This is a genomic window from Leptotrichia sp. HSP-342 (assembly GCF_041199995.1).
GTDB lineage: Bacteria > Fusobacteriota > Fusobacteriia > Fusobacteriales > Leptotrichiaceae > Leptotrichia > Leptotrichia mesophila.
In genome coordinates, this window is sequence record NZ_CP165646.1 from 1153312 (window position 1) to 1165215 (window position 11904).

Sequence of the window (11904 nt, forward strand, 5' to 3'; positions counted from 1 at the left end):
AAAGGAGAATTACTTTAATGTTTAAAGAATTCAAAGAATTTATCTCAAAAGGGAATGTAATGGATTTAGCAGTTGGAGTTATTATTGGTGCCGCTTTTGGAAAAATAGTAACTTCATTAGTTGATGATATAATTATGCCTATTATTGGAATTATTTTAGGGAAAATTGATTTCTCAAATTTAAAAATAGTTATTACTCCTGCTACTGAAACAACTCCAGAAGCTGCGGTAAAATATGGATTATTTATTCAAAATGTAGTCAATTTTCTAATTATGGCATTTGTTATTTTCTTAATGGTAAAATTTGTAAATAAATTAAGAAAACCTGTTGCCAAAACTGCAGAAGAAGTTATTGAAGCTGTTCCAACAAAAGAAGAAACATTATTGGCTGAAATTAGAGATATTTTGAAAAATAAATAATAAAATAATAATCGGAAGTTATTTATATTAGATTTGCTTCCGTTTTTCTATTTGTAAGTTTTGCTGTATATTCCGCATTTTCCAGCTCCTCCAATCAATATCTTCTAAAATTTCTTTTTTCCAAAATTTTCAAACTATGAGATTTAAGCAGTTCGACTAAATATTCGATATAGCATTGTTTAACCTGATAATATTTAGATAGCTTTCCATATGAGTCATCTTTTTTCTCTCTTTCATAAGTTTCAATCTTCTATTCTTTTGTTAACTTACCCATAAAATTATATTTCCTTTCATTGTATAGAAGTCAAACATTTGTTACATAAATATATTAAAAAAATGCTTTTTTCTTAATGTAGTTTTTTTACCTACTGATTTTCATTGTACTCTTTTAACACTTCATTTGGACTCCTGAAGCCTAATACTTTTCTTGATATGTTATTGTATCTAGTATTGTATTTCCTTACTGCTGTTAACAGCTCTTCCTTGCTTTTGAATTTTTTATCTGCGTAGTATTGCTGTCAAGTCTATGGCTTTTTTCACTTTCCCTTCCTCCTCCAGTTTCAGTTCAAACAGTGTTTTCTTCTCGCTTTCTAAATTTGTGAATTTCTTTCCATTGTCTGTCTGAACATTCTTTATGTCAAACCCCAGATCTTTTTCCAGATTCTCAAGAAATTTTGAGGTCTGATAGGTGTTTTTCTCATCTGCTATCCTTAGCACTCTTTTTCTTGTATATTCATCCAGTGCCGTTATCTGATAGTACTTCTGGTCATGTATGTCAAACTGTATACATTCTTCTGGAACATATTTTATGTCTATCTGTACTCTTTCTCCTGAGTACTTTGCCTATTTAATATTCTTTTTTCTTTTATGCGTCTTTTTAGGCTTTTCTTTTACATTATTCTTCATTCTCCTTATTCTCCTGCACATTGAATCGTATGTGCGGTTGTAACCCTCCTTTCGGGCCTTGAAAATTGGGCTTAAACGGTGCATACAGCTTTTCGAGGAGCTGATTTTTTTGAATATCATTATACTGTAGCCTCATTTATTGCAAAAACTTACGATGTCTCAAGAGCTACCGTGTATAACCTTGTCAATTCCTTTGAAATGCTAAAGCTTGATATTGGAAGGTTTGAAAAGGATGACAGTTTGCCAGTATATATGGAGATTGATGAGGGCCATATAGAAAATACATCGTGGGATTGAAGAAGTATCAGAGTATCTTGAGAAAATAAGAAAAATCTATACTGAAGAGAATTACATAGTCTCAAGAACGGAAGTCCTTGTTCAAGGTTCCTAGCGAGTAGATCAAAAGGGTAAGATAAGAATAAGAGTGTTATACCACTTTTGCAAACTGTAGGAAAAACAGAAAAAAATACAAACATTCCATATTTAAGGAAACAATAATGTTGAATGAGGGAAGTTCTAAAAGAAATATCACAAAGCAGAAGGATTAAAAAAAGCAGTCAAAAAAGGATTATTGTATTTTTTATGATTGTCGCAATATATTTTACAATCTATGTTTATCAAAAATATTTATCACGACAAACGCATGAAAAAAATCTAAAAAAAAGGTATAATATTACTGAGATATTTTATGAAAGAAGCTGGTAAACATGTCGGAAAATAACCAAAATCTAAAAGAATTGTTAATACATATTACTCAAATAGAGGACAAAAGACAGACTTTAAAAATAAAACACAAGTTAAGTGACATTGTTGTGATTACTCTTTTTGCTATGCTTGCGAATGTTGAATATTGGGAAGAGATTGAGGAACCCAGAAAGAAATGATAAAAATAGATAGGAAAAAGAAGGGCTATTTCTGTCTCCAGGTAAAAGGGAACCAGAAGACTTTAAAAGAAGATATAGAAGATTACTTTGCTGACAAGGAATTCAGAAAAAAATTAAAGGAAGAAGGAATGTACAGCAGGAAAACAGAAAAGCAAAGGGGGCGGCTGAAAACTAGGGAATATTACTATACTGAAGAAACAGAATGGCTTATTAAAAGAAATAAGGAATGGAAGGAAGTAAAAGGGATAGGTGCATCAATTTTAACAACAGAAGAAAATGGAAAAAATCAGGAACAGAAAAGATATTACATAACGAATACAGCAGGGGGAGTGGAAGAATTTGTAAGAGCGGTAAGAGGACATTGGGCAATAGAAAGTTATCATTGGATACTGGATGTGACATTCAGAGAAGATGCAAATAAGACATTAAACAAAAATGCGGCAAGAAACTTAAATATTCTAAGGAAATTAGCAATCTCAATACTGGAAGAACTGCCGTTCAGAAAGAAATTTAGCAGAAGGATAAAGAGATAATATAAGAAGATACTTAAAATTATTTTTTGATATATAGAAATGCTGTTGTAAAAAAAATGGATAAATATAAAGAAATAGTTTAAAATATTCATGCGTTTGTCGTGTCGTGAATATTTATATACTTGTATTTTTTTCTGAAAATGGTATCATACAGATGGAGAGTGTAGAAGGAGGGAAGTAAAAAATTGAAAAGTGATATTGAAGAACAAAAGAGTAAGACAAGAAGTGAAAATATAGCATCAAATATAGAAACAAACCAAAAAAATAAAAAATGAAAAAGAAGAAACACTAAAAGATATGTTAAAGGAAGTGGATGATGAAGTAAAAAGAGAAGAGATTATCCACATGCTGCTAGAACAGAAGGTTTCTAAAGTTATAAAAGAAGAAGAAGAGGAAAAAAGAAAATTTTCATATAAAGTTTCAAATTTTGCAGGAAGCACTAGATTTATTCTTTTTGTGATAATATTTGTTTTAGTGTGGATTGTAGTAGATATATTCTTTTTTTTAAAAGGTCAATTTAACCCATATTCATTTGTAATAATGAATGCTATTTTATCTTTTATTATGTTAATTTTTTGTTCAATTATAATTTTTAATCAGAACAAAAAAAAGAAAATCGATGAGAAAAAATCTGAAAATGATTATAAAGTTAATTTAAAAAATGAAATTATAATAGAAGATATGCATTATAAACTAGATGATTTAATTGAAAAGCAGGATGAGATTGTAAAACGTGTTCAAGAACTTGAAAAAAGACGAAAAGTTCCACCAATAAAAGAAAAAAAAGAATATAAATTTATTGATATTTCTGAAAAGGGTAGAAATAAGCATTACTAACTTTATTTGCTGTTTTTTAGAAAGAAATGAGGAAAATGAATATTTTTGATTTAAAAGATTTGTCTGAAAAAGAGGAAGTTGTAAGGATTTTGACTGAGAATGAAAATGTTAAAATTGAAAAAATTATTTCAACTGGACAGACAACGGATTGGCAGGAATCAGATAAAAATGAATTTGTAATTTTAATTCAGGGTAAAGCTGAAATTGAATATTTTGAAAGCAATGATTATAAAGAAAATATAATGAAAAATCAAAGAAATACTAATAATAAAAAACTACAATTAGTAAGAGGAGATACTGTATTAATCAATAAGGGAGAACGGCACAGGGTAAGTTACACAAGTAAAGAACCTTGTTGTGTGTGGATTTGTATCTTTTTTGATTAAAAATTGAAATTAAAAGAAAAGAGGAATGGATATGATGTTATTCGTAATATTTGCATTGGTTATTGTTGTTGCAACAGGAATACCAGTTGTAAAAAAAATGATTGAAAATAAAAAATTAATGAAAGAATATATGGATGAGCAAGGACTTGGAAAACATGAAGCAATTGGGAAAATAAAGGATACAAAGACAATGAATGATAAAGTTATTGAAGGATTATTCTATTTGTCGCTTATAGCTTTGCTTGGAGGAGGATTTTATAGCTTTTATTTATATGAAAATGAAAATTCTGACAATATGCGAGTTCAACAGCAATCTGAAAGAACAATGGCTCAAATTACAACAGATCAGAATCAGAATCAGCAAGACCAAAATCAGCAGAATCAAGGAACGCCAGTTATTCAGAATAATATAATCTCAAATCCAAATGATGCACAAGTTCAGGAAAATGTAAAAAGAGAACAAGCTAGAATTGATAAGATGTTTTCAGATAGCCAAAAAGATACAGAAGGCTTATTAGAAATGTTAAAAAAAAGTTTGGAAAAACAAGATACAAATTCTGGAATTAAAAATGGAGAAAAAGCTTTAGAAAATGTTAAAAAGTCTAATAATTTATTTAAAAAAGCAAAATGTAATCCAACTGGGGATGCCGCTTTTGATAAAGAATGTCCGAAGCTACTTGAAAAAGGAAAGGAATTGTATTCTTCAAAACAAATTGATGTTGAGAAAATGCTGGATGTATTAAAAAATATTGAAAAAGGTATAAATGACGTAAAAAATAGTGAAATTGGACAACAGGCTATACAAGAAGGGAATAAACTGTGGGATAGCCTTATGAAGAAAGTTGATGATTTTCAAAAGAAATCAAAATAAATTATAGATTTTTACTCTAATTCAAGCGGATTGACTATAAATACAAAATAAAAAACAATACTGATTAAAGGAGTTATTTCTACTTTATGGATATAGTTCCTTTTGCTTTTTATTATAAGTCAGTTGACAATTTAATATTAGATTATTTTGCTTGATAACAGCATTTATTATTTTGGATTATTTAAACTAATTTTAGTAATAAGAAAGTTTGTAATAAATTTATTATTTAAATAAAATTTGGTATCAGATAGAATATTCATAATTTTCATTCTAATTTTTAAGAAGTTTTACTATAAAAATTTTCCTTAGAAAAACAATAGCAAGTTACAAGAATTTTTAAGGAAAAAAACAAAAAATTAATAAAAATATAGTGTATAATATTAAAGAGTAAGGTATACAATTAGAGAAATTTGAATTAAAAGGAGGACTCACTATGAAAAATATAGGAAATATAGTGCTTGGAGCTTTGATTAGCTTAGTTGGACTTGTGATTTTGACTGAAAGTAACGATAATCATATTGATATAAAAATTGCAGATAAGGAAAATTTGAGTTTAGATAATATAAAAAATGTAACAGCAGTAACAGAGAAAAAAGGTTCTGGAAAAAAGGTGAAGGCTGTAATTATTGAATTTGATAAAACAATAAAAAGTGAAAAATTATCAAAAAATGCAGTTACTATTACTCAAAAGAGCATTTCCAAAAATAATATTGGAGATGAAGAAGATGAACCAATAGTTAATACAACTGAAACTAAGATAAATAGAGAAGTTTCAAAAATATACACAAGTGACAAGATAGATGACAATGTAGAAGCAAAAAATGGGAAATATCTTTATTTAGAACTTGCTGAAGATAAAAATTCTAATAAGGAATCTGCACAGGAAAACCTTGAAAGTCTAAAAATATCAATTTCACAAGATAAAGCAAATTATTTTACAAATAGTAAAAGTTTTAATGTAAACAGTAAATCATAGAATAATATAAAAAAACTAATAGAATGGTGATAAAATGAAAAATAAAAGATTGGTATTAATCTTAACATTAATGGCTGTACTCACTGTAGGATGTTCTAAAAAAAATGATAGTAAGATTAATAATTTGAAAAGTCAGAATATATCTAAAAACGAAAAAGTTACAGAAAATTTGACAAAAGAGTATTTAAAAAGTATAAATTATTCAAATTTAGCAGATAAAGATACCCAGCAAAAAGTTAAGGAAAGTTTAGAAAATGCTGGAATTGATTCAAATAGTATAAATCTCTTTTTCAAAAGTGTGAATTATTATAATGAGGCAACGCAAAATGAAGGGCTTATAAAATCAGGATTTATTAATTCTAACAATATAAATCCGACCTATGATGAAGTTGCTATACAAAAAATTTGGGATAAAAAAAATAAAAACTTTCCAGGATTTAATTGTCGAATAACTGCATTTACTTTTATGAAAGATTATGTAAAAGTAGAAAAACCTGTTGTAAAAACTGGAGAAATGCTTTTTATGGATGTAGAATCGCTAAAAAATATGCCATTTGAGTTATTTTCTAAAAATGAAAAAGACAAATTTGTTAATTTATTTTCAGAAATTCCTACGAAAGCTACTAAAGATGTGAAAGTTCACGTTGAAAATGTAAAAAATGTTTGGAAAGAGCGAGGAGTTACATTTAATAAAAATAGTAAAATATCAATGATTTCTGTGTTTTTCCATTTTAATGATGAGCCACAAGAAAATATTTTATTTATTGGGCATGTTGGAATTTTGATTCCTGAAAAGGATGGAAAATTAATGTTTATTGAAAAATTGGCATTTCAGCAACCTTACCAAGTATTGAAATTTAATAATAGGACAGAATTGAATGATTATCTTATGAATAAATACGATACTGCTTGGGGACAGCCAGTTGCTAGACCATTTATTATGGAAAATGATGAATTGTTAAAGGAATATAGAAATAATCCAAATAATAAAAGTTAGAAATAATAAAAAATAAAAACTCAGAAAACAAATTTATCTTCTGAGTTTTTTTGATACTATTTTTTTGCTTTTTTAGTTTTTTTATCTTTTTTATCTTTTTTGCTATCTTTCTTTCCTTTTGATGACTTTTTATTGGAAGATTTTTTTCTTCCTTTTCTATTTCTTCTTTTATCTGATTTTTTGCTAGACTTTTCTCCACCGTTTCTTCCTCCTGTAGCTTCTTCAACAAGTGGTTTGGCATCTTTTTTGGAATTTAAAGCACGCATTATGTATTCTGCTTCTTGTAATGGAACTGTAATAAAAGAATATTTATCCATAATTTTTACATCTTTTACTTTTCTTCCTGGTGTTTTTGCTTTTTTATTTAATAAGTCAAGCAATCTTCCTACATTGTAGCCATCTTTGCTTCCAAGTGCAATAAATAGTCTTGTCTTATCATTAATTTTGACTTTTACATCTTCGATTTCATTATAATTATCAGGCAAGAATTCGTCTTCATAAACATGTCTTAATACAGAAGCAAGAACTTGTTTTGGATCTCTTCCATCTATTAATTTTTCAGCTAGTTCTGAGTATGCATCAAAATCGTTTTCTTTAATGATTTCATCTACATAAGCAATTAATGCTTCTTTTTTTGCTTCTAAAATTTCTTCTACGTTTGGAATATTTTCTCTCTTAATGTCTGTTTTTGTGATACGTTTAATTTGAGCAAGCTTGCTAGCTTCTCTTGGAGTTACAAATGTTATTGCGATACCTTTTTGACCGGCACGACCTGTTCTACCTATTCTATGAACATAAGACTCGGCTTCTTGCGGAATAGAGTAGTTAATAACGTGTGTCAGATTACTTACGTCAATTCCACGTGCAGCAACATCTGTTGCAACTAATATTGTCAATATTTTTTTCTTGAATAAATCAAGTGCTTTTTGTCTAAGTGCTTGGGTAATATCTCCATGAATACACTCTGCATCGTAGTTTCGAGCTTTTAATTTATTTGTAACATCATCTACTTCAGATTTTGTACGGCAAAATACAATTCCATAAAAATCTTGTTCATAATCAAGAACTCTGCATAAAGCTTCAAATTTATCTTCCTGTTTTACCTCATAGTAAATTTGTTCAGTCAAATTAGTAGTAAGTTCTTTTTTCTCAACTTTTAATAATTTGTGTTCTGGCATAAATCTTTTGGCAATCGCCATAATTGCTTTAGGGATTGTTGCTGAGAAGAATAACATTTTTTTCTCATCGTTAGTTTTTTCTAAAATTGCTTCGATGTCTTCCAAAAATCCCATATTTAGCATTTCATCGGCTTCATCCAATACAAAATAATCTAAATTGTCAACTTTTAGTACTTTTTTTCTCATTAAGTCCATTATACGTCCAGGTGTTCCAACAACAATATCTATTCCAGATTTTAATTTTTTTATCTGGTTTTCTATTGAAGCCCCACCATAAACAGCAAGCACTTTTAAATCCTTTGTTCCTTTTAATGAATAAATTTCATCGGCAACTTGATTGGCAAGTTCTCTTGTTGGAGCTAAAATTAAAGCTCTAACTGTTTTATCAGCTTCAATTGTTTCTAAAATTGGAATACCAAATGCGGCTGTTTTTCCTGTTCCTGTCTGAGCTTGTCCTATTAAGTGCGTTCTTTCCTTTAATAATTCAGGGACTACCAATTTTTGTATTTCACTTGGCTCCTCAAATCCTTTTTTACTTAAAGCATTAAGCATCTCTGTACTTAATCCAAAATCTTCAAATCTTTGCATTACTTTTTTATTTACCTTCTTTCATTTTATATTTATACTTATTAATTTTAAAAAATTTTTTGTACATATCATTATACCACACTTTTTACCTTTTTGTACTTATTTTTGAAATTTATTTTTATAAAGTATAATAAATGGATTTTAAAGATAGGAAAAAAATTATTTGAATGCTGATTTATCTAGTTTTCATCAACTTTATATTTCAAGACTCTAGTTGCATTCAATACAGCAAGCAAAGCAACACCAACGTCTGCAAATACAGCTTCCCACATTGTTGCATCCCCAAAAAGCCCTAGAATTAGAATTATTAATTTTACAGCAAATGCTAAAGTGATATTTTGCCATACAATTGTTTTAGTTTTTTTAGCTATTTTCATAGCAGTTACAATTTTTGAAGGTTCATCGTTCATTATTACAACATCGGCAGCTTCGATGGCGGCATCACTTCCGACACCTCCCATTGCGATTCCGATATCAGCTCTGGCAAGCACAGGAGCATCATTTATTCCATCTCCTACGAATACAACTTTCCCTTTTTCACTTTTAGTCTTGTAAATTTCTTCCAGCTTTTCAACTTTCTCATTTGGAAGCAGCTCAGCAAAAACTTTGTCAATTCCAAGTTTTTGAGCAATATTTTTACCAATTGCATTGTTATCGCCAGTAAGCATTACAATTTCCTTGATTCCGTTTGCTTTCATTCCCTTGATTGCTTTTGGAGAATCTACTTTTATTTCATCAGAAATCAGGATATTTCCGATATATTGTCCATCAAACGCAATGTAAATTACAGTTCCTAGATTTTCTTTTTCAGTAAATTTAATATTTTCCAAGTTCATCAATTTAGAATTTCCAGCCAAAATCTGATGGTTATTTATGTTAGCTTTTATTCCAAATCCTGAAATTTCTTCAAAATCTTTTATAATACTTTCATCAATTTTTGTAGCAGAATTTTCATATTCAGAAACTATTGACTGTGCAATAGGATGATTCGAAAATTTTTCAATATGTGCAGCATATTTTAATAATAAAGATTGTGTCAAATCAGTTTTATTATTTTCAAAATCATTTATTTTTACATTATTTTCAACGTTTATTTCAGTAACTTTGAAGACACCTTTTGTCAAAGTTCCAGTCTTGTCCATAACGACACTTTCCACATCATTCAGTGCTTCTAGATAATTTGCACCTTTTACCAGAATCCCATGTTTTGAAGCACCACCAATTCCGCCAAAAAATCCTAATGGAATAGAGATAATCAAAGCACATGGACAAGATACAACAAGGAAAATTAAAGCACGATAAATCCAGTCTGTAAATGTTGCACCTGAAATTAATAATGGAGGGAAAATTGCCATAATTAAAGCTGTTATTACAACTGCTGGAGTATAATATTTTGCAAATTTTGTAATAAAGTTTTCTGTTTTTGATTTTTTACTGCTTGCATTTTCCACCAAGTTAAGTATTTTGGAAACAGTTGATTCTGAAAACACTTTTACAACTTCAATTTCCACAAGACCTGTTTTATTTATAAATCCACTTAGGACATTATCCCCTGTTTTTGCTTCACGAGGAAGTGATTCTCCTGTTAGTGCAGAAGTGTCAAAAGTTGAATTTCCATTTATAATTTTTCCATCTAAAGGTACTTTTTCTCCTGGTTTTACTACAATAATGTCAGCAACTTTTATTTCTTCAGGATTTACTTTTTTTATTCCATTATCAGTTTTAAGATTTGCATAATCAGGACGAATGTCCATTAACGCTATAATAGATTTTCTTGAATTATTAACTGCAATGCCTTGAAACAGTTCTCCAAGCTGATAGAATAACATAACAGCCACACCTTCAGGGTATTCTCCAATAGCAAATGCCCCAACTGTAGCAATCGCCATCAAAAAGTTTTCATCAAAAACTTGCCCCTTCAAAATATTTTTTACAGCAGACAGCAGTACATCACCACCGATTATGAAATAACTTATTAGAAATACAGCTAATTTAGGAATAAATAAAGTTTTTGGAATAAAAATTCCTAAAACAAATAAAATTCCACCAATTAATAATTTTTTCTTTATTTTATCAGTATCCTCTTCTCCATGAGTGTGAGAGTGGCTGTGATCATGAGAGTGTGCATGAGAATGCGAATGATCATGGCTATGGGCATGAAGTTTTTTGGTAGAAATCTTTACTCCGTCCTTAATTTTACTTACCTCATCTTGAATAAATTTCACCAGTTCATCTTGTGAAAAATTCTCAGATTCTATAATAACTCGTTTTCCAAGGAAATCAACAGTAGCTGCCTTAATCCTTTGCAATGTATTTAATTTACGTTCAATCTTAGCAGCACAATTTGGGCAGTCTACCCCTTCAATAAACAATGTGCATTCATTAGTTTTCATGAACTTAACCTCCATTTTTTATTTATCAAATTTATTTTATTTAAACGTATGAACATTTATTCATATATTTATTTTACTATATTTAATATTTATTGTCAACATATTTTTTTGATTAATCTCAAAGTTAATTTATTATAATTTAAACCATTAAAAAAATTTTTTAATTTTCTATTTAAGAAAAAGAATATTCTCAGATTTTTATGATATAATTTATTAGATTATATTTATACATTTATTTTTTCAATAATAAGAAATGTTTTTTTAGTGTAATATATTTTGAATTTGAAAAAACAACAATTATTAAAAATTTAATGTAATACTTAGAAATTTTATAAAAAATATTCTATAAAATAAATATTTAGAAAGGAATGACTTATGATGAAAAAATTAGTTTTAGGAGCATTATTATCATTTGGGATGTTAAGTTTTTCGCAAAACATAAAAGTACAGAAGGGAAGTTACTGTAAAGGAATTTCAGGAAAATCTGCAGATAGCGGAAGCGGTTCAGGAACTTTTACCAGATTTTACGACACTTGTGTTATTAATGGAATAACTTATAAAAATGTAGCTTTAGAATACGGAGCTAATATGGCAATTTATAGAGAAGCTAAAATTGAGCAAAAGAATATAGTTTCAAATGTAAAAAAATTTTTAAATACAAAATTAGAAAAGAGCGATGTCTCTGTTTTAAAACCAGGAATCACTTTAGAATACGAAAAAAATGCAGAAATTATAAATGTTCCATTTACTGGTAATAAGTGGCCAGACGAGGGAGCCTCACGAAGCGATACAGAAGAAGTAACCAAAGATAGATTTTATATTGAAGACATATATCCAATAGAAGCAGATAAGGTAAATAAAAAATAAATACAAGCACAGGCTTTTTAATATTAACTCATTATTAGTTAATCTATTATTAAAAAGTACTGTCTTTTT

12 protein-coding genes and 1 pseudogene are annotated in these 11904 nt (G+C 28.5%); 10 read left to right on the forward strand and 3 right to left on the reverse strand.

What is annotated here, in order from left to right; genetic code table 11:
* The first annotated feature begins 17 nt into the window (after positions 1-17).
* The gene (gene mscL, locus AB8B23_RS05900) at positions 18-419 is read left to right on the forward strand and encodes a large-conductance mechanosensitive channel protein MscL (protein WP_021743898.1); all 402 of its coding nucleotides are present in this window, start codon (positions 18-20) and stop codon (positions 417-419) included.
* A gap of 498 nt (positions 420-917) precedes the next feature.
* On the opposite strand, the gene AB8B23_RS05905 is transcribed toward mscL, so the two are convergent.
* Entirely contained in the window at positions 918-1235 is a 318-nt protein-coding gene (locus AB8B23_RS05905; RefSeq protein ID WP_369713910.1) for a hypothetical protein, read from the reverse strand.
* A gap of 151 nt (positions 1236-1386) precedes the next feature.
* On the opposite strand from AB8B23_RS05905, the pseudogene AB8B23_RS05910 reads away from it, so the two are divergent.
* From AB8B23_RS05910 to AB8B23_RS05945, 8 genes and pseudogenes are all read left to right on the forward strand, one after another.
* Positions 1387-1604 (forward strand): annotated as a pseudogene (locus AB8B23_RS05910) (ISLre2 family transposase); the annotation flags it as partial.
* Positions 1605-2032: 428 nt separating this feature from the next.
* The gene (locus AB8B23_RS05915) at positions 2033-2209 is read left to right on the forward strand and encodes a transposase family protein (protein ID WP_369713851.1); all 177 of its coding nucleotides are present in this window, start codon (positions 2033-2035) and stop codon (positions 2207-2209) included.
* Complete coding sequence (locus tag AB8B23_RS05920; RefSeq protein ID WP_369713852.1) at positions 2206-2742, forward strand: ISAs1 family transposase; 537 nt, start codon at positions 2206-2208, stop codon at positions 2740-2742. Before AB8B23_RS05915 ends, AB8B23_RS05920 begins: the two co-directional genes overlap by 4 nt.
* A gap of 297 nt (positions 2743-3039) precedes the next feature.
* Entirely contained in the window at positions 3040-3579 is a 540-nt protein-coding gene (locus tag AB8B23_RS05925; RefSeq protein ID WP_369713853.1) for a DUF1003 domain-containing protein, read from the forward strand.
* A 35-nt stretch (positions 3580-3614) separates the two neighbouring features.
* Positions 3615-3965: a hypothetical protein gene (locus AB8B23_RS05930; protein ID WP_039901540.1), complete on the forward strand. Its 351-nt coding sequence runs from the start codon at positions 3615-3617 to the stop codon at positions 3963-3965.
* Between the two features lie 31 nt (positions 3966-3996).
* Positions 3997-4836 carry a hypothetical protein gene (locus tag AB8B23_RS05935; RefSeq protein ID WP_369713854.1) on the forward strand — a complete coding sequence of 280 codons (840 nt, stop codon included), beginning with the start codon at positions 3997-3999 and terminating at the stop codon, positions 4834-4836.
* A gap of 433 nt (positions 4837-5269) precedes the next feature.
* Entirely contained in the window at positions 5270-5812 is a 543-nt protein-coding gene (locus AB8B23_RS05940) for a hypothetical protein (protein WP_369713855.1), read from the forward strand.
* Between the two features lie 34 nt (positions 5813-5846).
* Complete coding sequence (locus AB8B23_RS05945; RefSeq protein WP_369713856.1) at positions 5847-6809, forward strand: DUF4300 family protein; 963 nt, start codon at positions 5847-5849, stop codon at positions 6807-6809.
* A gap of 56 nt (positions 6810-6865) precedes the next feature.
* Here AB8B23_RS05945 and AB8B23_RS05950 read toward each other — a convergent pair whose 3' ends face one another.
* Together AB8B23_RS05950 and AB8B23_RS05955 are read right to left on the reverse strand one after the other, a co-directional pair.
* Entirely contained in the window at positions 6866-8575 is a 1710-nt protein-coding gene (locus AB8B23_RS05950) for a DEAD/DEAH box helicase (protein ID WP_369713857.1), read from the reverse strand.
* A 179-nt stretch (positions 8576-8754) separates the two neighbouring features.
* Positions 8755-10968 (reverse strand): heavy metal translocating P-type ATPase, encoded by a 2214-nt coding sequence (locus AB8B23_RS05955; protein WP_369713858.1) that lies wholly within the window; start codon positions 10966-10968, stop codon positions 8755-8757.
* A gap of 375 nt (positions 10969-11343) precedes the next feature.
* On the opposite strand from AB8B23_RS05955, the gene AB8B23_RS05960 reads away from it, so the two are divergent.
* Positions 11344-11835, forward strand: a complete 492-nt coding sequence (locus AB8B23_RS05960; RefSeq protein WP_369713859.1) for a hypothetical protein — start codon at positions 11344-11346, stop codon at positions 11833-11835.
* The last annotated feature ends 69 nt before the right edge of the window (positions 11836-11904 follow it).

Bases quoted from the DNA above. Each gene is read 5' to 3' on its own strand.
- mscL (WP_021743898.1), top strand. From the start codon at position 18: ATGTTTAAAGAATTCAAAGAATTTATCTCAAAAGGGAATGTAATGGAT.
- AB8B23_RS05915 (WP_369713851.1), top strand. From the start codon at position 2,033: ATGTCGGAAAATAACCAAAATCTAAAAGAATTGTTAATACATATTACT.
- AB8B23_RS05920 (WP_369713852.1), top strand. From the start codon at position 2,206: ATGATAAAAATAGATAGGAAAAAGAAGGGCTATTTCTGTCTCCAGGTA.
- AB8B23_RS05925 (WP_369713853.1), top strand. From the start codon at position 3,040: ATGTTAAAGGAAGTGGATGATGAAGTAAAAAGAGAAGAGATTATCCAC.
- AB8B23_RS05930 (WP_039901540.1), top strand. From the start codon at position 3,615: ATGAATATTTTTGATTTAAAAGATTTGTCTGAAAAAGAGGAAGTTGTA.
- AB8B23_RS05935 (WP_369713854.1), top strand. From the start codon at position 3,997: ATGATGTTATTCGTAATATTTGCATTGGTTATTGTTGTTGCAACAGGA.
- AB8B23_RS05940 (WP_369713855.1), top strand. From the start codon at position 5,270: ATGAAAAATATAGGAAATATAGTGCTTGGAGCTTTGATTAGCTTAGTT.
- AB8B23_RS05945 (WP_369713856.1), top strand. From the start codon at position 5,847: ATGAAAAATAAAAGATTGGTATTAATCTTAACATTAATGGCTGTACTC.
- AB8B23_RS05950 (WP_369713857.1), bottom strand. From the start codon at position 8,575: ATGCAAAGATTTGAAGATTTTGGATTAAGTACAGAGATGCTTAATGCT.
- AB8B23_RS05955 (WP_369713858.1), bottom strand. From the start codon at position 10,968: ATGAAAACTAATGAATGCACATTGTTTATTGAAGGGGTAGACTGCCCA.
- AB8B23_RS05960 (WP_369713859.1), top strand. From the start codon at position 11,344: ATGATGAAAAAATTAGTTTTAGGAGCATTATTATCATTTGGGATGTTA.